At 41.6% G+C, this 21,249-nt stretch carries 14 protein-coding genes; 8 read left to right on the top strand and 6 right to left on the bottom strand.

The window, feature by feature from the left end:
- The first annotated feature begins 36 nt into the window (after positions 1 to 36).
- Entirely contained in the window at positions 37 to 300 is a 264-nt protein-coding gene (locus tag ACILP5_RS09690) for a heavy-metal-associated domain-containing protein (RefSeq protein ID WP_395618445.1), read from the top strand.
- Between the two features lie 51 nt (positions 301 to 351).
- Here the strand turns inward: ACILP5_RS09690 and ACILP5_RS09685 are convergent, their stop codons facing one another.
- From ACILP5_RS09685 to ACILP5_RS09670, 4 genes are read right to left on the bottom strand one after another with little or no spacing between them, the layout of a single operon-like run.
- Positions 352 to 1,950: a carboxylesterase/lipase family protein gene (locus ACILP5_RS09685; RefSeq protein WP_395618444.1), complete on the bottom strand. Its 1,599-nt coding sequence runs from the start codon at positions 1,948 to 1,950 to the stop codon at positions 352 to 354.
- A 5-nt stretch (positions 1,951 to 1,955) separates the two neighbouring features.
- A complete protein-coding gene (locus tag ACILP5_RS09680) occupies positions 1,956 to 3,587 on the bottom strand; it encodes a carboxylesterase/lipase family protein (RefSeq protein WP_395618443.1) in 1,632 nt (543 codons plus the stop codon).
- A gap of 59 nt (positions 3,588 to 3,646) precedes the next feature.
- A complete protein-coding gene (locus ACILP5_RS09675) occupies positions 3,647 to 4,576 on the bottom strand; it encodes an alpha/beta fold hydrolase (protein WP_395618442.1) in 930 nt (309 codons plus the stop codon).
- Positions 4,560 to 7,208: a M14 metallopeptidase family protein gene (locus ACILP5_RS09670; RefSeq protein WP_395618441.1), complete on the bottom strand. Its 2,649-nt coding sequence runs from the start codon at positions 7,206 to 7,208 to the stop codon at positions 4,560 to 4,562. The genes ACILP5_RS09675 and ACILP5_RS09670 overlap by 17 nt, the downstream gene beginning before the upstream one ends.
- Before the next feature lie 77 nt (positions 7,209 to 7,285).
- Here ACILP5_RS09670 and ACILP5_RS09665 point away from each other — a divergent pair, with 77 nt between their 5' ends.
- Together ACILP5_RS09665 and ACILP5_RS09660 are read left to right on the top strand one after the other, a co-directional pair.
- Positions 7,286 to 8,680: a PQQ-dependent sugar dehydrogenase gene (locus ACILP5_RS09665; RefSeq protein ID WP_395618440.1), complete on the top strand. Its 1,395-nt coding sequence runs from the start codon at positions 7,286 to 7,288 to the stop codon at positions 8,678 to 8,680.
- 282 nt (positions 8,681 to 8,962) lie between these two features.
- On the top strand, positions 8,963 to 11,392 hold the full coding sequence (locus tag ACILP5_RS09660) for a TonB-dependent receptor domain-containing protein (protein ID WP_395618439.1): 2,430 nt from the start codon (positions 8,963 to 8,965) through the stop codon (positions 11,390 to 11,392).
- 152 nt (positions 11,393 to 11,544) lie between these two features.
- On the opposite strand, the gene ACILP5_RS09655 is transcribed toward ACILP5_RS09660, so the two are convergent.
- Together ACILP5_RS09655 and ACILP5_RS09650 are read right to left on the bottom strand one after the other, a co-directional pair.
- A complete protein-coding gene (locus ACILP5_RS09655; protein ID WP_395618438.1) occupies positions 11,545 to 13,659 on the bottom strand; it encodes a TonB-dependent receptor domain-containing protein in 2,115 nt (704 codons plus the stop codon).
- Entirely contained in the window at positions 13,652 to 14,248 is a 597-nt protein-coding gene (locus ACILP5_RS09650) for a DUF4956 domain-containing protein (protein WP_395618437.1), read from the bottom strand. The genes ACILP5_RS09655 and ACILP5_RS09650 overlap by 8 nt, the downstream gene beginning before the upstream one ends.
- Before the next feature lie 132 nt (positions 14,249 to 14,380).
- Here ACILP5_RS09650 and ACILP5_RS09645 point away from each other — a divergent pair, with 132 nt between their 5' ends.
- The 5 genes from ACILP5_RS09645 to ACILP5_RS09625 form a co-directional block, all read left to right on the top strand.
- Positions 14,381 to 14,812 (top strand): Rieske 2Fe-2S domain-containing protein, encoded by a 432-nt coding sequence (locus tag ACILP5_RS09645; RefSeq protein WP_395618436.1) that lies wholly within the window; start codon positions 14,381 to 14,383, stop codon positions 14,810 to 14,812.
- The gene (locus ACILP5_RS09640; protein ID WP_395618435.1) at positions 14,812 to 15,723 is read left to right on the top strand and encodes a DUF5777 family beta-barrel protein; all 912 of its coding nucleotides are present in this window, start codon (positions 14,812 to 14,814) and stop codon (positions 15,721 to 15,723) included. Before ACILP5_RS09645 ends, ACILP5_RS09640 begins: the two co-directional genes overlap by 1 nt.
- Positions 15,720 to 16,256, top strand: coding sequence for a YceI family protein (locus tag ACILP5_RS09635; protein ID WP_395618434.1), 537 nt, complete (start codon positions 15,720 to 15,722; stop codon positions 16,254 to 16,256). The genes ACILP5_RS09640 and ACILP5_RS09635 overlap by 4 nt, the downstream gene beginning before the upstream one ends.
- Positions 16,253 to 16,963, top strand: a complete 711-nt coding sequence (locus ACILP5_RS09630; protein WP_395618433.1) for a hypothetical protein — start codon at positions 16,253 to 16,255, stop codon at positions 16,961 to 16,963. The genes ACILP5_RS09635 and ACILP5_RS09630 overlap by 4 nt, the downstream gene beginning before the upstream one ends.
- Positions 16,964 to 17,175: 212 nt before the next feature.
- Positions 17,176 to 21,249: beta strand repeat-containing protein (locus ACILP5_RS09625; protein WP_395618432.1), on the top strand; the 4,074-nt coding region annotated here is incomplete at its 3' end.

The raw sequence follows: 21,249 nt of genomic DNA, 5'->3' as shown, positions 1-21,249 counted from the left end.
AGATAGGCTACATTTGACTAAACAAATAACAACACCATGAAAACGCAAGAGATTTTTGTAGAAAACATCAAATGTGCAGGATGTATGACCAGCATCCAGCATGCACTTTTAAAAATAAAGGGTATTGTAAAAGTAGAAATTGATAAAGAAGCAGAAAAGATCCGCCTAATGGGTCATAACTATGAGTTAAGCGAGGTTCTTGCTTCTTTAAATAGCATGGGCTATCCGCAAAAAGGTGAAAATACGTTATTCAAACAAGCCAAATCCTATGTCAGTTGTGCGATAGGCAAAATGAGTTAAAATAAAAGAGGCCCTTCTAACGAAGGGCCTCTTTACATTTAAAACTATGCTTTATCTCGCAATCAAACTATACAATTCCGCATCTTGCTGCGGCTTCACTTCACAGGTATTATTAAAGTGCATCGTAGCAGTTCCAGCCACGTCGAAGGTAGGCCAAGCCGGAAGACCTTTATGACCTGGATTTCCAGTTTTAGCAAAGTTAAGCCAAGACGAGCTCATCCGATCCGCTAATACATAGGCTTCTTTCCCGCCTCCGGTCATCTCCTCGCAACGCGCGATGTTATTAAAGCAGAAAGGTAATTCCATGCAATGGAAAGCTTTGTATTTGCCATCCATTACAGGCGATTGCCAAGTCATTAAGTACATGTAAACGGGAGCCGCTTTCAAGGCAGATTTCTCCTTCGCCTGAACGACTGCACCCGGACGGAACATCACGTCCACATCCATTAAATCAGATGGTTTCGTATCATTCGGATAGGCCTTCTTCACGGCCGCTTTAAATGCCTCCGCTTTATCTCCATACGTTCTCTTTATGTAAGCATCTACTTGTTCCACTGTTGCATCAGACATTCCCGTCATGATGGATGGCATGAATTCGTTCTTTACCGTTCCGATTAGCAAAGGAATATCTTTCGATAATTCGAATGCCTCCTTAGAGAACAATTGGTAAGGCAATAAGTCGCCATCTACAGACGGACCCCAGCTTAGGCCAAAACCAACCACTGGTTTTCCTGCCGCTTTCATTTGGGCTGCTATGTTTGCTAAGGCTTTCTTTCCAGCTGATGCTAACACAGGATACGGGATTGTTTGTAAGCTATCTACTTTCGAGGCTGGGATGTTCAAAGCTTTCAAGACTTCGGCTGTGATGCTTTGAGTCGTTGCTTTGTCTAACATGTTTGAGCGGAAAGAACCACTCTGGTTGATCGCTTTGCTAAATAAACCTTTCGCTGAAGGCATCGCCATCAAGGTATTTACTTTCGCACCACCACCCGATTGCCCGAAGATGGTTACGTTTTTCGCATCACCCCCGAAAGAGCCGATATTTTCTTTCACCCATTCCAAAGCCGCACGCATATCTAACACACTGTTGTTTGCTGAATACTTATACTTCTCGCCATAAGCTGAAAGGTCTAAGTATCCTGTAATGTTCAAACGGTGGGAAATGGAAACGACTACGACGTCCCCTTTTTTGGCCAAATTCTCTCCATCATACGACGGCAATTCGATCGCTGAACCAGCCGTAAAGCCTCCACCGTGAATCCAGAACATCACCGGACGTTTCTTTCCATCATTGATACCTGGCGTCCACACATTAATGCGCATACAATCCTCGTTCGTAAAACCCCAGTTGTGGTTGAATACGAATTCTGATTCGTCTTGAATCTGAGTTGTTTCATCAATTAAAGGCGAAACAGGGCCATAAGACATAGAGGAACGAACGCCTGCCCAAGGCTTAGGTTTGTGAGGAGCCTCAAAACGAGCCGCTTCCGCATAGGGAATTCCCTTGTAGGTATAAATTCCACTATGAACGTAGCCACGTACTTTACCTGCGTCCGTAGCCACGATAGCTACGTCTTTACCCGTTGTAATTTGTGCTTTCAAGCCCACCGAGGCTAAAATCAATGCACAAGCTATGGTCAATTTTTTCATCCTGATTAGTTTTTGTATTGTTTATCTAAAAATTCATAGCGTGCTTCATCTGTTGCCTTAACTGCCTTTGATTCTACATCGATCACCATCACTCCAGGTTCTTTATCTAAAGGAGCTGCTGTTGGCCAGTTTGCCAAAGTCCCTCCATTCGGATTTCCCGTCTTAATGAAGTTCGCGAAATAAGTGAACATCGTTTTAGAGACCGTATAATCATCCGCCGTAAACGCATAATCCTTAATCAAGTGCAGATTACCCATGCAATACTCGATCTCACAAGCGTGAGGTGCGCCTACCGCTGGACGTGGCTTAGGTGCATTAGGATCTGCCTTAACAGTTCCCCCAGCTAAACCTGATGCGACATTCTTGTCTACTAAAGGAGCCCGGTGACGAGCATATAAATAACGATAGACAGGTTGCGAAGAGTTCTTGCGATGTAAATCAAACCATTTCCAAGTGCTGTAAGCAATAAAACGATCTGAAGATAAAGCAGTAGCCGAACGCTCGATCACATCCTCTGTTCCTGATGGATATAATTTCAAAGCAGTTTCGTGATCTGTAGGATACACCTCTTTTACTTTTGAAACATAATTATCATGCGTATACGGCTTTCCTTGCATAAACATGCCACCTGAAACTTCTGCAGAGTTCCAACCTAAAAGAAGCGGAACCATCGATTGCTGCTTGGCATTGAATAATTCAGGTAATGTTTTTGGCAAAAAATACCCGTCCACTACCGTAGAAAAACTCATGGTACGTGTCTCTTGAGCAATCTCAAACAATTCGCGAGATGACATGGCACGTAAATCTTTCAAAGACTTCGCTCCTGCTTTTTCGGCAAAAGCAACCCCTGCTTTCTCTGCTTGCGCTAATGGTACAGGGGACATGGTCGGATTAATTCCCGCACCACTTTCTCCGATTGCGCCGGCGATTAGGCCCTTTGATAGCGGAGAAGCCATTTGAACAGATACAGAGGCAGAACCTGCTGATTCTCCAGCAATCGTCACTTTAGATGGATCACCTCCAAAAGCGGCGATGTTCTTTTGTACCCATTTCAAGGCCAAATTTTGGTCTAAATAACCATAGTTTCCAGACGCCTTATACGATGCCTCCGCCGATAATTCAGGATGCGAGTAGAATCCGAAAAGGCCTAGTCGGTAGTTAACCGTCACGACTACAATTCCTTGCTTCGACATTGCCTCTCCATCATAACGGGGCTCAGATGCATCCCCCGCGAATAATCCGCCTCCGTAGAAGTAAACTAAGACCGGTAAGTTTTTTGTATTACGCTTGGCTGGAGACCACACATTTAGATATAAACAATCCTCGCTCAGACCCGCCGATCGAGATCCCATATCACCAAAAACAATCGCCTGAATAGGACGTGGTCCAAATGCTTTCGTTTTCTTCACTCCCGACCAAGGTTCAGCTGGAACGGGTGCCTTCCAACGCAACTCACCTACCGGTGGTTTAGCAAAAGGCACGCCAAAATAAGTCTGAATTCCTGTCTGGGTATTGTAATCCCCTTCGATAATTCCTGATTCAATTTTAGCCTGAACAGGCATTTTAAAATCGGTTTGTGCAAACGCATTGGACGCAATTAGTCCAAGCAGGCAAGTAAGTTGCCAGATTCTTTTCATGATTAAATAGGTTTATTGTCTATAATTGATACAATGATAAGATTTTCTATTTGACATTCCTAGTTGAGGAACCTTAAAATAGACGAAGCCACCTTCCCAGGTACCTCCTCCATCGGAACGTGGCCTATATTCTTATAGATTTCAGCCTTGCTTCCTTTAATGTCTTTCAAGAAATTATCCACGTTGTTTACCCCGATTAGATTGTCCTTATCACCCCATAAAATCAAGGTAGGGGTCTTGATGGACTTAATTTGATTGGGATCCCCTTTAAATGACCCCTTAAATATCTGTAAAACAGCCTCTCTATTACCTTCGCGAATCGCCACATCATGGAAACGCTCCACCTGTGCATCCGTCACTCGAGATTGATCATAATAAACGGTCTCTAAGCTCTTGCGCACTAAAGCCTTAGGGGTTACATACAATAACAGATTATTGATCACTGGAGTAGAGGCTAACTTAAAACCAAGTGATCCACTCTCCCCTTTCTTCGGATATCCTGCGGCATCAACTAAGACCATCTTTGCTAAGCGAGATGGATTGTGAAGCGCATAGTTCCAAGAAATCGCGCCACCCAGGGAATTTCCCACTAAAATGAAGCGCTTGATTTGTAAACGAGTCGTAAACGAGTCAATGAACTTCGAATAATACGGGAAATTGTACGCATTTTCAGGCGAAGGTCCTGTTAAAGCGAAACCAGGTAAATCCAAACTAATCACACGCTTGTGTGGTTTCAAATCAATCACTACACTATCCCAGGTATTCAAGGAGGAGGACATTCCATGTAATAAGATCAAAGGCACCGAATCCGTAGCCACTCCCTCATCCCGGTAATGCACCTTCATTCCTAAGATATCCATAAACTTAGAATCCTTGTTCGCATACAACGGGATCAATTCCTCCACTGGGCGATCGCTCTCAGCGAAGAATAAAATGACAGCAAATAAGGCAAAAAAAATACCCCCAATAATCTTAGCGATTGTTTTCATATAATTGATTAAATACCATTTTGAATGTACTGTGTGTTTGGCCTCTGAAGGTTACTTCTGGACCATACACGTAAAGATTTCCCTTCCCTACTTTCGCTTGGAAAGCAGCGACACCATCTTGCAAATAGACCTGACCAAAAGCCCAGCCACTTCTCAACGTCTTATCTGAAGCAAACCAGGCTAATGGTGTCAATACACCATGAGAAATCGCCTCTGGGGCTAGTTTAAATACGGGGCTAGCCGCAAAAATGACATCTGCTGTAGGCGCCATTCCCCAGTTTGCTGGTGAATTTTGATCTACAGCCACTTGCATTACACTACCCGGAATGTAGAATTTCTCACCCGGCAAATTACGCTCTTTTCCTGCTACCATTTCCACTAGCGCATTCTTAACAGGTAAATTTAAATGATACGCTAGGTTAGAACTCGATCCTATGGTAATCACATCACCCCCTTCTTCCAAGAAAGCGCGTAAGGCTGGAACCGATTTTGCCACCGTAATTTTACCCATTGTTTCGTGGAATTCAGCTGGAATATCTGCCTCCACAGGTTCTTTCTCATCCCACTCGCTTGCTGGCTCTGGTCTTAAGCCGGGAATAGCTCCTTTGACAAAAATCAATACATCGAATTTCGAACGCAAGCCACCTTTATCAATCTCTTTGGCATAGACTAATTTGAAATCAAAATGATGCTGCTCTAAAATCCAACGTAACCAACCTGAAGGCATCGACCCACCATAGGTATCCCAAAGACCCACTCTTTTAGTTCCTACTTTAGCTGATACGCTAGCAGGCAAAGCGCTTAATACTTGTGTTTTCACGGAAGCTTTCGCCAGAATTTCCGCCGCAGCTGTACTATGTTTCACATAAAAAGCCGAAGCATTTTTCGACACTTCGATACCCGCTTTTAATAAATCATTCAATAAAGTAAAAGAGGCATTATCCGATGTCGAGAAAGAATAATAGGCACCTGTTACGAAGGCTGGTTTTGCCTGTTGAATTTCGCCATAAGGAACTGTTTCGAAGGGTCCATTTACGTCTTCCAAAATTCGGTCAAACTGAACCCCCATCGTATAAGCAGGAGTCCAACCCGCTGCATCGTAAGGACGTACCGGAGGCCCACCTGGATATTGGAAGTCATTCGGGTGATCTTGTGGCTCGAACATATCGAGTACATGTGCCCGAAAGGCTTGATTTGTTTTCACAACATAAGAGCCAGCTGGATAGGCTTTTCCGTTTACTTCAAAGGCTTTAGTCGCCTTTTCAATGCGAATACCGCTCTTGATCAAGATGTTAATAAACGCAATACTCGTAGTAGTTTGATCTGCTGACAAGATATAAGCACGCGCATCACGCGTCTTTGGATTTTTATACACAAGCGCATACAAACTATCCGTTTTCATCTTATAATTACCACCAGAAACTTCCGCTAATTTCTCCACTTTATTAGGAGACATCGTCCAATAATCCTGTGAACCTAAATCAATGGATTTCTTACCCATCTTGTAGATGTTCAGTAACACCTCTTCGCGGTAGCGGGTCGCATAATTTAAGACGGCATAGTTCAAAGAAAGTGAGTAATCAATCGAGTTCTTGAAGAACCATTTGCGCGGTGTAATCGGGAATGGGGTGGCTGAATTAGGAATCAAACGGCTTGGAACTAAAGGAATGGTGGATGGTGTCGGATCCCCGATGATCTCCGTTAATAAACCGATGATATTGTGGTAATAGGCTGTTGTGCGTAATCCACCGTTCCACCAAGTGGAATAAACGGAGCCTGATTTCATCGTGTAGCCTGGTTTTCCTTCCGCGTTCAAACGGGAACTCATCGCAGCACCTAACGCATCGATCCCAGTGATTAATAGTGGATCATAAACATAGTTGAATGGATCACGGTACGGAGGACCAGCGACTACCGTTCCTGCTGGGCCAGTTTGGTGGTGATTGTAGAGGATTTGGGGCATCCACTCGATGTATTGTTGGCGAGACATATTCGTCGTCTCACTCATGTTCATCATGTAGAAATCGCGGTTATTATCGTGTCCGATGTATTTCTCATATAGACGCGGTAGATTATAGGTGGAGCGTTTCAAGGTATCTGCTTTGCGCATATACCAATTCGAAACGAGTTCCTGGCCATCTGGGTTCGCGTGGACAAAAAGGATGATGGTGTTTTGAAGAATACGTTTTGTTTCTTCGTCATTCCGGGTGGTAAATTGATAGATCGACTCGATCCATTGGTGAATTCCCACCGTTTCAGTAGCGTGTAAACCGCCGTCGATCCAGACGATGGCTTTCCCTTCTTTGGCCAAAGCCTTCGCCTCCACCTCACTCAAGCCTTCCGCCCGGGCTAAACGCTGCGAAATAGCCTTGTATTTCGCTAAATTCTTAATATTCGCGGGATCCGAAACGATCACCATGTATTGATTTCTTCCTTCTTCCGTCTTCCCAATCGACTGTAATTTCACGCGATTAGAGGACGCAGCCACCTTTTTTAGGTAGCCTTCCGTCTGCGTAAACGTAGCTAAATGGTAGTTATCGCCTATGTTAAAGCCAAAATGCGATTTAGGACTAGGAACCTGCGCGCTGACAGTCAACGACGCAAATAAGAATAGGAGTAAGATTTTTTTCATATGTTAATTCAGGTAAGCTTTAAAGATAGAAATATAGAAATTAATATTTAGCTTAGTGGCTGTAAATTTATCCAACTATGATTAAAAAGTTATCCTTTATTGGCCTTTTTGCAATGGCCGCTTTAAGCACGATGTCATTAACGAAGGCTCCTGCTGTAATCGAAGAACCCGCAGAGGTTAATTATACCAAATATTGTGCGTCTTGCCACGGTGAAAAAGTGGAAGCGTTCGTGGACCGCAAATGGAAGCACGGTGATAAAAAATCAGACATTCTAGCCAGCATTTCGAATGGTTATCCAGATGCAGGAATGCCTACCTGGAAAGAGGTCTTAACCCCTAAAGAAATCGAAAAATTAGCGGATCTAATTGTCGAAAACTTAGCCGGTGTGGAACAATACAAGTTCGCGAATAAACCGACTTCGAACATCTTCAAGTCGGACGGAATGACGATCGTTTTAGATACGATCGCCACAGGTTTCGAAAGCCCTTGGGGTTTTGCTCAATTACCTTCGAATGACTATTTGATCACCGATCGCTCAGGCGTTTTGTATCATGTAGACCAAAATCGTAACAAAACAGCTATCACAGGAATACCTTCCGTTTTTGCTCAAGGTCAAGGTGGTTTATTAGATGTGGCGTTGCATCCACAATACGAGAAGAATGGTTGGGTCTATTTGTCTTATTCAAAATTCAAGATGGAGGATGGGGCCAAAGTCAATACAACGGCTATCGTTCGTGGAAAGATCAAAGATAATAAGTGGGTAGAAGCACAGGAGATTTTCGAGGCAAAACCCTACACGAAAACCTCCTACCATTATGGATCTCGCATTACGTTTGACAAAAAAGGTTATCTTTTCTTCTCCGTGGGAGAACGCGGAATGGAAAAGGTGTTTCCACAAAATTTGGATAATGACAATGGTAAAATCCACCGTTTGAATGATGACGGAACGGTTCCTGCCGATAATCCATTTAAGAATTCTGATCACCCAAGTATTTATTCTTACGGCCAACGTAACCCTCAAGGTTTAACCACGAATCCGTGGACTGGGGATATCTGGGAGACCGAGCACGGTCCTCGTGGCGGTGATGAAATTAACCTTATTCAGCCTGGAAAGAACTACGGCTGGCCCGTAATCACCTATGGTATTAATTATGATGGAAAACCAATTTCCGCTATCTCTAAAAAAGAAGGCATGGAGCAACCTGTTTCCTATTTCATTCCTTCTATCGCCCCATCAGGTTTGACTTTTGTAACTGGCGATAAATACCCAGCTTGGAAAGGCAATTTGATGATTGGATCGCTTCGTTTCAATTATTTGAACCGGGTGGAAATGAAGAATAACAAGGTGGTGAAGCAAGAGAAGGTCTTGTTAAACGTGGGCCGTATGCGTAACGTACAGCAAGGCCGCGATGGCTATTTGTATATCGGGGTGGAGAGTCCGGGGATGGTGTTTAGATTAAGGCCAAATTAGATTCATATTACGATTAATAAAAAAGACTTACGGAAATTGTGCTATGCAATAATTTCTTGTAAGTCTTTTTCATTAATCTTCAATAATTGAATCTATTTGGATTTAATCTATTCTCTTTTATCTACTCTTAAATAGTGAGAAGTATGAAACGAAGTGCATAAAAATATTGCGCAGCACATTTTTAGCATTCGTTTTATACTTCAACTTTGTGCTTTAAACGTAAAATTAACCATTGGTCAATAATCACTTCTTGAGGCCAAGTTTTTTCAAGAACTTTGCCCGATGAAATTAATTGCCTTATTACTTGTTTGTTCTGTTACGGCTTTTGGCCAAAATTCACTACACCTACTTCTACAAGATTCCAATAAAGAAGCGCTACCATTTGCAACGGTTCTACTAAAGAAAACCGCCGATTCGAGCTTGGTAAAAGGCATGAATACGAATGAAAATGGCGAATTAAAGGTGACTAAATTACCTCTGGGTAAATTTACTTTGACCATTCAATCCACGGGATTTAAACCTGCAAAAATCATTCTAGATGAGATATCAGCCGATACTGAAATAGAATTAGGCATCATCACACTTTCACCCTTGAGCACAGAATTAGCCGAAGTGAAAGTAACAGCCACGAAACCATTCATCGAAAAAAAGCTGGACAAGACAATCGTGAATGTGGAGAACTCCGCGATGGCTGCGGGAAATACCACCATGGAATTATTAGAGCGCTCTCCGGGTGTGATTGTGGACAAGGATGGCAACATTTCTTTGCGCGGAAAATCGGGCGCTTCCATCATGATTGATGGAAAAATATCGTATTTAACAGGAGCTGATTTAGCTAATTATTTGAAGAATTTACCAGCTGACCAAATCTCTCAATTAGAGATTATGGCTAATCCCTCCTCTCGTTATGATGCCGCTGGAACGGGTGGAATTATCAATATTAAGTTGAAAAAGAATTCGAACATTGGTTTGAATGGTTCGGCGAATGCTACGGTAGCACAAGGGGTTTATTCGCGTCAAAGCACGGGAGTAAATTTGAACTACCGAAAAAATGGTTGGAACTGGTTTGGAAATGGATCCGTCGTAAACAGAATAACCTTAGATCGCAATTATTTAACTCGGCAATTTAGAGCACAAAATGAGGTTTGGGAGAATGGCTATGCGTTTAAAAATGAGAACCAAACTACCCAGTTAAAAGGGGGTGTCGATTGGTACTATTCGAAGAAAACTACGGTGGGGATTTTAGCCTCCGGAAATTTCAATCAATTTACATTGAATAATGGGCTTAATCAGACCATACAATATACGAGTGCCGGAAAGGCCTTGTCACGCTTAAACACCTACAACAATGTAGGAAATCCGAGTCATAATTATTCGGCTAATTTCAACTTCAAACATAACTATGATAGTACGGGGCGTGAATTAACGATTGATCTCGACTATGCGCGCTTTGTGGATAACAATGGTTCTAATCTACGCTCTCAATTTCTAGCTGGAAATTTCACAGCCTTGCGTCCAGATTCTTTGTTATTGAATAATTCCAAATCATTTGTCGATCAATATTCTTTCAAACTTGATTATGTCCTTCCCTCTTTCTTGAAATCTAAATGGGGTGCGGGATTGAAATCATCTTATGTAAAGACCGATAACGATTTACGCTTTCAAGGAAAAAATGAGGGTGATCGTGCCTTTACTTTTTTGACGGGCCAAAGCAATCAATTCATCTATACGGAACAAATCCATGCCGCCTATTTGAACACGGAACGGGCGATAGGAAAATTTAGTTACCAAATCGGCTTGCGCGGAGAGTGGACTTTAGCTGATGGTTTGTCTCAAGCCTACACGGCGAATTCGAAAGACTCGACATTTCGCCGGGATTATGCCCAGCTTTTCCCAAGTGCGTTTTTTCAATATGATATGTCCAAAAACCATAGCCTCAGCTTAAACTTCTCGCGCCGAATCGACCGCCCTAGCTATGGAGATTTGAATCCCTTTGTGTTCTTTCTAGACAACTTCACCTTTAGAGTAGGTAATCCATTACTAACTCCACAGCTTACAAACTCAGTAGAATTCAGCCACACATTTATGGGGGCATTCAGTACTATTTTGGGCTATAGCCATACCACTAATGTGATAACAGAAATCCTAAAACAAGACACAGAGGCCAGAAAATCCTTTCAAACGACAGCTAACATGGCCGAGCGGACAAATTATAGTCTTGGATTCTCCTTACCGATTCCAATCGCCAAATGGTGGAGCAGCAATACTGACATCTACTTTAATCGCGCTGAACTTGTCGGAAAAGTTGAAAATGTGAACCTGAGTCCAGTTAATAACCAATTCTATTTCAATTCCAATCACATCTTTACCCTTCCTAAAGAGTTCCGTTTCGAAATCGGTGGTAACTATTTCTCTGGAGGTTTAGAGAGTGCCTTTATTTTTGGAGCTGGTGGGTCGCTCAATCTCGGAATCCAAAAAACAGTGATGAAAAAACGTGGAGTGATTCGTTTGAACGCCCAAGATATTTTATATACCTCTAACCCAGATGTATTTATCAAATACGGTGATCTGGATATCGCTGTACGTCCGCGTCAAGATTCGCGCGTGGTGCGCTTGAATTTCAGCTATCGTTTTGGGAATATGTCCATCAAAGGGGCGAGAGAAAGAGCGACAGGGTTAGATGCGGAGAAGTCGAGGGTGAAGAGTAAATAACTCGTCTTTTTAAATGTAAATCTAAAATTGTGCTGCGCAATAATTTTGTGATTTACATTTAAAAAAACTCTCTAAGAATACTTCGAACATCTCTACTCTACTTTATTCTTTGTGCTTTGTGCTTTGAACGAAGAGGAAATAGAATTGGATGATTAAAAATCATCCAATTCTATTTCCTCTTCGTTAACCCTTCTTCTCTCTCTAGCCTCCTTCATCTTTTTGCTCTCAAATTTGTAGGTGAAGCCCAGGAAAAAAATGCGGGTTTCCTTTTTGCGCTCAATGTCACTGATTAGACCGAAGGGGCGCGAATCGTAAATCGTTTTTTGGGTATCAAAAATATCATTTACCCTCGCATTGATAGAGAGTTTACCAAAATCCTTTTTGACCCCTACATCCACCGTATAAAAAGGTTGAATAATTCCAAAAGGATTAATCATTTCAGATTGGTAAATACCAGAGATTTGGCCAGACCAGCCTTTATTCCATTTGAATTGTTGATTCAAACGCGAATTCCAACTCCATCGGTTTAAAGATACGTCCGTGTTGTTAATGGACCCTTCTAAATCGGTTTGGAAAACCGAAGAAGTTAAAGTCATCTTGTAATTTTTTGTGATGGACCAAGTGCTGATATTTTCGAAACCCCACGCTCGGGATTTGGAAATATTCTCATAGCGTGTTAAGGTAGTATCCCCTCCTAAAAATGTGCGTACTCTTCCCACTAAACCAGTGATTTCACGGTAAAATAGCGTATTCGAAATGGATAGGGATTTGAAATCCTTGTTGTGAGCTAATTCTACTAAAAGTGTCCTCTCTGGCCTCAAATTAGGATTTCCTGAATTCAAATTCAAAGGATCCGCGAATGAAATAAAGGGATTCAAGGACTTGTAACTGGGTCTAGTAATGCGAGTAGATAGTCCAAAAGAGACTGATTGCGTTGTTGAAAAGGGGTGCAAGACCGTTAAGGAAGGAAATAGGTTCACATAATTTTGATGTACTTCACCTGCTATTTCAGTAGCCTCCAATCTTAAGCCGGCATCTACGGACCAATTAGCGCTTTTATAGGCTTGAGACAGGTAAGCAGCTTGTACGTGCTCTTGGTAATTAAATCCATTCGATCTGGCTATGTCACGATTGTATACTCCTTCTTTTAGCTTTTCATACCTGAAGTCATTAGAGAAAAAACGAGAATTGAAGCGAAAACCATATTCTAGTTTCAGTCGTGACGAAATCACTTTTATCCAATCGCCCTGAACTAAGAGGGTAGAGTTTTGGCTGGAGGCTGCAGACCGCTCAAAACGTTCCGCAATATTTGGATTAGGCGTATTGAAGTCCTCGAAGAAATAATACTGGTAAAATTGATTCGCGTCCGAGCCCTGATTTCTAATCCACAAAAAATCAATTTTACCATTGGCGCTGGGATTATAAAATAGATTCAAGTCAAAGCCATAATCACTTCCTCTTTTTTCTGCCTCTCGTGCATACAAACGATCAGCTGTGTACACGAATTCACTTTTATTGTAGCGAATTTCAGAGTTATGGTCCCTGGAAAGCCGACCCATAAAAGACATCCCGATGGAACGATCTTTACTCAACGAATAAACGGAATTTAATCGGAGAGATTGATTGTAATCTCGGTTGATTTCATCTGTGTTTTGGGTTACTTGAGAATAGCCAAACCTGCTTGGGTTTTCACGGTATAGAAACTGGTAATTATCTCTGGTGTTTTGGCGTAAATTAAGATCAATTAAATGGGTCCACTTCTTCACTCCTTTAGCGTAGGTGGCGGAAAGTGCATATTTATCGTTTGTTCCCACATTCGAATTAATCCGAAGTGACTCTGATTTAGTCCCTTTTTTCAGCACAATATTTAAAATTCCACCACTTCCTTCGGCTGAATATTTTGCGCCTGGATTCGATAGAATTTCGATCCGATCTATCTGATCTGCTGGATATAAACTCAACGCATTAGCCCGCGAAGAACTGACAATTCCTGCCGGCAATCCATCAAAAAATAGGGTGAGATTTTGGTTACCTCGATAGGTCACGTGTCCATCGCTCGTGACATAAATAGAGGGTATATTGCTTAAAATATCGAAAAGATTTCCTCCTAAATTCGTCAAGTTCGCTCCCACTTGATATACCTTCTTTGACGGATCACTTGTCATCTCTGAACGAATACCTTGGACTTTTACTTCCTTCAATGTACGCGTAGAATCGACCTGCGACGCAAGCGAAAAGGGAACTAAAAAAAAGAGGATTTTATGCATCTACATCGAGTGGAGCCGACTCATTCTCTTTGGAAAAATAATAGACCCTTAATTGCGCAATTCCGCGCTGATAATCTACTTTCACGATCTGAACTTTGTGAATGGGATAACCCGTGCGCTCCGACAAATCCTTCAATAATTCTGCCCGCTCAGCAGGTTTAATTAATCCCAGATTTTCGTAGTTCAAAGTTTGGAAATTCTCATGGGTTAGCGACAAAGTTCTGCCTAATAAAAAGGTCATGGCCACCAATACCGAATTAGCTACTAATAGCATCTCCACATTAACCAATGAGGCTAAAGAGTTAATTATGCCCAGCGTCACCACTAGGAAAAAATAACCCATTTCACCGATCGGAACCGTGACCGTCCGGTAACGAAACATAGAGAACAAGGCAAACAATCCAAAGGCAAAACCAAACTTCAAATCCGCCTCTGCCAATAGATAACAAAGCACGAAAAGAATCGTATTAAATAAGAAAAAGGTAAAAACGAAGTCGTTATTCCGGTATTTTGGGTAATAAATGAAACGCACCACGATGAAGGTAAAAATCAAATTCAGGGCGTAACGAATCAAAAAAGTTTCTAGCATTTGTTCTTATTTATCTTCAAATATAACCAAATAGATTTAAACCACATTTTATCTATTTAAGCCTACTCCTGATAACAATCAAGAATTTAACTCGTTATATTGTTTAAATTTCGAAAATAAACCGGAGTACCCATGGAAAACAAAATCAAACGAAACGAATTTTTAAAATCACTTGGCTTTAAAGGAGCCTCACTTTTAGCTGTTTACTGTGGAGCCGCTAGTTTAAGCTCTTGTGAAAACGAGGACGTTACACCAACCAGCAGCATAGATTTCACCTTAGATCTTACGAATGCTGTGTACAGTAAATTAAATACTACCGGAAATTACGTAATCGCAAATGGAATCGTCATAGCACGAGTTTCTACCACTGACTTTGCTGCAGTTACGCAAGTTTGTTCTCATGAAGGAAGACCAAATGTGATATACAATGGCAGCGGTTTTTATTGCACGGTTCACGGAGCGACATTTTCCACATCTGGAGCTGGAACTAATGCGAATGGAAGTAGAGGTATTCAAGCCTATAAAACAGCCTTAACAGGGACCAGCCTTAGAATCTACTCCTAATGAAAAAAATCTTATTTCTACTTTTTGCGTGCACCCCACTTTTTGCCCAGGATGATTTATTAGCCATGCTCGAAAAAGAGGATGCGAAGAAAACAACCTTTACGCAGGCGACTTTTAAGGGAACGCGATTAATTAATGGCCAAACTGTCGAGACTCTCGCTAAGCAGCATTTGAATTTCTGGATTTCACACCGTTTTGGCTCTGTGAATTCGGGTTTTATTGATAATTTTTTTGGTCTAGATGAGGCCAAAATTCGGTTAGGCGTCGAGTATTCCTTAACGGATCAACTCCTACTAGGTATGGGTCGTTCCACTATTGAAAAAACGTACGATTTCTACGCTAAATACAAGGTAATCGCACAATCAAATAAGATGCCAGTAACCGCTACTTTGTACGGAGGCATGACCACGAACACAATGCCTACGGGCTACACGACTTCGAGTGGAAACGTGATGCGCTACGAGAATAACTTGCAACGTCAATCGTATTTTAGCCAACTTCTTGTCGCTCGCAAATTTTCGGATAAATTATCCTTGCAACTCATGCCCACCGTTTTACATAATAATAAGTCAGAATCGATTTATCTAGAGAATACGATGCTCTCGATGGGCTTCGGTGGACGTTATAAACTCACCAATCGCTTCAGTATCTCAGCTGAGTATTATAAGAATATCGTCGATAAAGAGGATTATGAAGAAAGTGCTGGTACAGTCTACCCCTACCAAGATTCATTTTCTCTAGGTGTCGATATCGAAACGGGAGGTCACGTTTTTCAGTTACACTTGACGAATTCGAGAGGCATGACAGAGAAACATTTTATAGGCCAAACAACAGGCACCTGGGGTGCCGGCGACATCTTTTACGGTTTCAATGTGGCCAGAACCTTTAGTTTAGAACCTAAGAAAAAATGAAAAAAATCTTCCTTTTAGCCCTCCTTTTTATTGGATTCCAATCCAAAGCCCAATTATTCTCGACCACAACCGGCGAAGTTTCTTTCTTTTCCAAAACTCCAATGGAAGATATTGATGCTGTGAACAAATCGGTAAACAGTATTATCAATACGGCCACTAACGATGTAGCCGTTCAAATGCGCATCACCAATTTTGTATTTCCCAATAAGTTAATGCAGGAGCACTTTAACGAGAATTATTTAGAAAGCGAAAAATTTCCATCTGCCACATTTAAAGGAAAAATCAAAGAATCCGTGGACCTAACAGTAGCCGGCACCTACCCGATCTCTGCCTCTGGATCAGCGACCATTCATGGGGTAACTCGCCCTATTGAACTAAAGGGAACTATTGTTTCAACCGGTACTAGTCTAGCGCTCACATGCGTGTTTGATGTGAAACTAGTCGACTATAACGTACGCATTCCTAAAATTGTTTTTGCAAAAATCGCTGAGGTAATCAAGGTTTCAAGCAAAATCAATTATTCCAAAAAATGAGGAACTTCGGGGTTCTAGCGGTACTATTTCTCGTTTTCTCGTGTTTAAATGACAAAAATACCCCTCTAGCCCCTGCGACCGTGGTTGTGCCGACTGTGCCTTCGGTACCATCCACTCCCACCGTTAATTGCAGTCCAGACACCGTTTACTTTCAACAATCCGTACTTCCACTCATCACCTCAAATTGTGCCATGAGCGGTTGTCATAATGCCATTTCCAAAAAAGAGGGCGTTATATTAACTGATTATACGAACATCATGCGCGAGGTGAAAGTATCCTCCCCAGCCTCAAGCGACCTTTATAAATGCCTTTTCGCGAACAGTGAAGATCTAATGCCGCCTGCTCCTGCGGCTGAATTTACTATCGCTCAAAAATCCCTTGTCCTCAAATGGATTCAACAAGGAGCAAAAAATAATTCTTGCTCTTATTCAGCCACTTGTGACACAGTCAATGTAACCTATAGTGCATCCGTCATGCCCGTACTAAAAACCTATTGCGTGAGTTGCCACAGTGCAGTAAGTCCATCCGCCAGCATTGATTTATCCACTTATGCCAAAGTAAAAGTCTATGCAACAAGTGGTCAACTTATGGGATCAATTACTCATACCGCCGGCTACAAACCCATGCCATCCAGCACATCGAAACTAGGCACCTGCGAAATCAATCAAATCAAAGTATGGGTCACAAAAGGGATGCTTAATAATTAAATAGATAGCTAACTATTTAAATTATCGTTTTACACTTTTCATCTCCTGATTTTTATCATTTTTCCCGACCCTTATAGCTCATTCTGAGCCGTTGTATAAATTTGTTATAACCTTTAAATAAGTTTTTTTTGATTAATTCATTTAATAAAAATACATTTACTCTAATATTACAATTATTAAATTGGCCGAAATGCCCTCTGTTCTTTTTTAAGATGAAAAAATTAGCCCTACTGTTTGCCCTCGTTTTGAGTTCAATTGTATCTCAAGCTGCATTCAAGACTACCCGTGAATTAGTTTCTTCTAATCGATTGGAGGCGAATAAGGTGGTGGCTGTTAATGATTCCATCACGTTTTACGTAGGCAGAGCAAATTCAGCTGTATTTCCAGCTGGATCAAGTTCAGGCCAAACAATTTCACCAGCACTACCTTTAGGTTTAAGTCTAGATCCAACAACTGGGGCGTTGTCTGGAACTCCGTCGACCACACAGGGCTATGTAGATTATACGATTTCGGGAGGGACACCGGCGTCAAGAGCATTTAAATTAAGAATTATTGATGATAGAAGAGCTGCCTTTTCATATGCGTCACCCTTTGTAATTAATGAAAAATCACTCATTACACCCATTATTCCCACCATTACAGAAGGTACAGGTATTACCTTTTCCATAAGTCCAAGTCTACCGACTGGTTTGAATTTTAACACGGCTACGGGGGCAATAACAGGCACGCCAGCTGCCCCGAGTTTAGGAAATTACCAAATTATAGGTTCTAATATATATGGTCAAACTCCTGTAACTATTAGCATCACTTGTAATCCTGTTGCACCGGTTTTTAGCTATAATCCTAGCAATTTACAGTTTAGAAAATTTGAAAATATTTCACCGAGACCAGCTCCAATAAACACGGGAGGAACGCCCACATCATATGCCATTACTTCAGGTGGCGCACTTCCAGATGGGGTTTCATTAAATACGTCTAATGGAGAATTCTTTGGTTTCCCTTTTGGAAATACGATTACTAGCAACTACACTATTTCTGCAACAAATACAGCAGGAACAAGTACAAGTACGGTTAGTATTGCTATTTTAAATGAGGCTGCTCCCAGTACCCCATTTACTTATTCTTCTTCTAATATAAGTTTAATCCAAGGGGTCGATGCTGTTATTGCTAGACCCACAATTACTGGTTCTAATATTACGTACACCTCCTCCACACTTCCTAATGGTCTATTTATCATTAGTTCAACAGGAGAAATTAGGGGTACTCCTTCCACTGTTCAAGGTTTTACACCTGTAACAGTCACTGCATCTAATGCAGGCGGAAGCATTTCTACTACCATTAGCATTGAAGTAAAGGCTCCACTACCTACCATTACGTATGCACCTACCACTTCACAATCTTTTGTTATAAATCAGGCGATTAATAACTGGATTCCAACTATTACAGGAACACCAGTTAATATCACCATTACACCTACGCTACCTTTGGGATTAGCCATTGGCTTAAATTCAGGTATTATTAACGGAACGCCAACAGCTTTGGCCCCTTCCGCCAATTATATTGTCACTGCCACCAATAGTACCGGCTCTGTTTCTACAACCATTACATTAGCGGTTACTGCAGTTCCACCTACTTTCCAATACGAGGGGAATCCGCAAACAGGAACAGAGAATCAACCTAAAACCATTGCGCCCACTTTTTTACCTGCCGGAACAACGGCGAGTGCCTTTTCAAACTTCTCTGTATCTCCTAATTTACCCGCAGGGCTAAGTTTAAATCCTACAACAGGTATTATTACAGGTACACCTACAGAGGCTCCTATCAGAACTAATTATATTGTTACCGGAACATATAGCGGCAATCAATCGAATACGGCTACTATTTCTTTGGAAATATTACCCGTATTACCTAGCATCACCTACCCCTACACGAATAGTGCTCCGGAAATATTCACTATCGGGGTAAATAAAACAATCAATCCTGTAAACACGGGAGGGTCTGTTACTGGTGCCTGGAGCGTTGCTCCTGCTTTACCGGCTGGTTTAATATTAAACACATCCACAGGTCAAATAGGAGTATCTGCCACTACAATAGCTGCAGATGCAACTTATACGATTAGCACTTCTAATAGAGCTGGATCAGTTAACACAACCTTTAGGATTCAAGTAAAAGACAAAGAGCCTAATCCAGCTTATCCTCCAGGGACACCTTTTGTTTTATATCAATCTAGTTCACCTATTACTCCTATTGTTCCTACAAATACGAATGGTGGTGTAATTACGTCTTGGAGCATTGGACCTTCATTACCTGCGGGCTTACAATTCAATACAAGCACAGGTGTGATTTCTGGTACCCCTTCAACTCTTTCTACTGCTGCAAATTACATTGTAACGGCAACTAATGCCACTTCATCAAGAACTGTTTCGATTAATTTATCGGTTGTTATTCCTCCGCCAACAGTAACTTGTCCTGCAAATAAAATATTTACAGTAGGATCAGTTATTGTTCCATTTGGACCTACAACTACAGGCCAAATTGACTCATATAATGTTACTACAGCATTACCTACAGGATTATTTATTAATAATTCAACAGGCCAAATTACTGGAACCCCTTCTGTCGTGGGAACCTTTCCGGTTACTATACGAGTAACAAATTCTACTGGCATTGCTGAATGTACATTTAACATTACAGTAAATCCTACCTTACCAACAATAACTTATACCCCAACCGCAAAAATATTTAGCGTAGGACAAGCGACAGGTAACTGGACCCCAGTAATCACTGGTCAACCTATAACATCGCTATCAATCAGTCCTGCACTTCCAGCTGGATTAAACTTTAGCCAAACTGACGGAACTATCTCGGGCACTCCAACTGGGCTTTTATCTCAGACAAGTTACACTGTCTCTATAGTAAACGCAGCAGGTTCTGGATCAACATCTATTCAGATAACAATTGGAAATGACTGCCCTATTAATTTCAGTTATCCTACTTCTAACAATACGTATACCAAAGGAACAGCAATTCCTAATTTAATTCCAACAATAACTAGTGGTTCAATAAATGCCTTTTCTATTAGCCCGGCATTACCTGGAGGTTTGGCCATAAATTCAATTTCAGGTTACATTACAGGAAATCCAACGGTTGCCTCTACAAATACAGCTTATACAATTACTGCTAATAATGGTACTTGTTCTTCAACTGCAAGTGTAAATATTCTGGTTAATCCAGACGCGCCCGTCATTAGTTATACTCCGGCCAATCGCTCATTCGTAGTAAATACTCCAATTAGTCCAAATTGGACGATAAATAATACGGGGGGGGCGATTTCAAGCGTAACAATTTCTCCTGCTTTACCAAGTAACTTATCTCTAAACCCAACGACTGGCGAAATATCGGGTACACCGACTGCAATTCAAGCCAATACTTCTTATACAGTTACGGCCACAAACCCTGGAGGATCAGGAACTACCCAAATTTCATTCAGTGTAGTAGCAAATCCTTGCCCTATTACGTTAACATATAACCCTTCTGGAGGCGTCTACACTCAAGGAACAGCTATTACAAGTTTAACACCAACTGTAACAGGTCTGGCAAATACATTTACAATTAGTCCAGCGATTCCTGCTGGTCTTGATTTAAATGCTACGAACGGTATCATCACTGGTACGCCGTCTGCAGTTCAATCAGCTACTACTTATACAATTAATGCTACTAATGGAACATGTTCGGCCACGGCAACCTTAAATATCACCGTTAACCCAACGCCGCCTAATATTTCATACCCCCAAAGTACTCGTTCATTAGTTATTAACACAGCTATTTCGCCTACCTGGTCTCCAGTAAATACGGGAGGACCAATAACCAGTGTAAGTATTACTCCAGCACTACCTACAGGATTGAATTTCAATACTTCAAATGGTAATATTACCGGTACGCCTATAGCACTTCAAACTACAACTGCCTATACTATTGTAGCATCGAATGCAGGAGGAACATCTACAACAACAATCTCAGTAAGTGTAATCGCCGACCCTTGCCCGATTGCGTTTAACTACTCGCCAGCAAGTCCGACGTATACTTCTGGAAATGCTATCACTGCACTTGCTCCAACCATTACTTCTGGAGCTCCTAACACCTATGCAATTAGCCCAGCACTTTCTGCTGGTTTAGCTATTGATGCTACTAACGGGGTGATCTCAGGTACGCCGTCTGCAGTTCAATCTGCTACTAGCTATACCATCACAGCGAATAACGGTACGTGTTCGGCGACTACTTCACTA

This window comes from Aquirufa sp. (assembly GCF_044239315.1).
In the GTDB taxonomy this organism is placed as follows: Bacteria; Bacteroidota; Bacteroidia; order Cytophagales; family Spirosomataceae; genus Aquirufa.
Note: the sequence above shows the minus strand (reverse complement) of the source record. Positions and strands in the feature narration are given on the sequence as shown.

What these genes read in the sequence shown, in the direction of transcription:
- ACILP5_RS09690 (WP_395618445.1), top strand. Translation starts at nt 37, where the DNA reads ATGAAAACGCAAGAGATTTTTGTAGAAAACATCAAATGTGCAGGATGT.
- ACILP5_RS09685 (WP_395618444.1), bottom strand. Translation starts at nt 1,950, where the DNA reads ATGAAAAAATTGACCATAGCTTGTGCATTGATTTTAGCCTCGGTGGGC.
- ACILP5_RS09680 (WP_395618443.1), bottom strand. Translation starts at nt 3,587, where the DNA reads ATGAAAAGAATCTGGCAACTTACTTGCCTGCTTGGACTAATTGCGTCC.
- ACILP5_RS09675 (WP_395618442.1), bottom strand. Translation starts at nt 4,576, where the DNA reads ATGAAAACAATCGCTAAGATTATTGGGGGTATTTTTTTTGCCTTATTT.
- ACILP5_RS09670 (WP_395618441.1), bottom strand. Translation starts at nt 7,208, where the DNA reads ATGAAAAAAATCTTACTCCTATTCTTATTTGCGTCGTTGACTGTCAGC.
- ACILP5_RS09665 (WP_395618440.1), top strand. Translation starts at nt 7,286, where the DNA reads ATGATTAAAAAGTTATCCTTTATTGGCCTTTTTGCAATGGCCGCTTTA.
- ACILP5_RS09660 (WP_395618439.1), top strand. Translation starts at nt 8,963, where the DNA reads ATGAAATTAATTGCCTTATTACTTGTTTGTTCTGTTACGGCTTTTGGC.
- ACILP5_RS09655 (WP_395618438.1), bottom strand. Translation starts at nt 13,659, where the DNA reads ATGCATAAAATCCTCTTTTTTTTAGTTCCCTTTTCGCTTGCGTCGCAG.
- ACILP5_RS09650 (WP_395618437.1), bottom strand. Translation starts at nt 14,248, where the DNA reads ATGCTAGAAACTTTTTTGATTCGTTACGCCCTGAATTTGATTTTTACC.
- ACILP5_RS09645 (WP_395618436.1), top strand. Translation starts at nt 14,381, where the DNA reads ATGGAAAACAAAATCAAACGAAACGAATTTTTAAAATCACTTGGCTTT.
- ACILP5_RS09640 (WP_395618435.1), top strand. Translation starts at nt 14,812, where the DNA reads ATGAAAAAAATCTTATTTCTACTTTTTGCGTGCACCCCACTTTTTGCC.
- ACILP5_RS09635 (WP_395618434.1), top strand. Translation starts at nt 15,720, where the DNA reads ATGAAAAAAATCTTCCTTTTAGCCCTCCTTTTTATTGGATTCCAATCC.
- ACILP5_RS09630 (WP_395618433.1), top strand. Translation starts at nt 16,253, where the DNA reads ATGAGGAACTTCGGGGTTCTAGCGGTACTATTTCTCGTTTTCTCGTGT.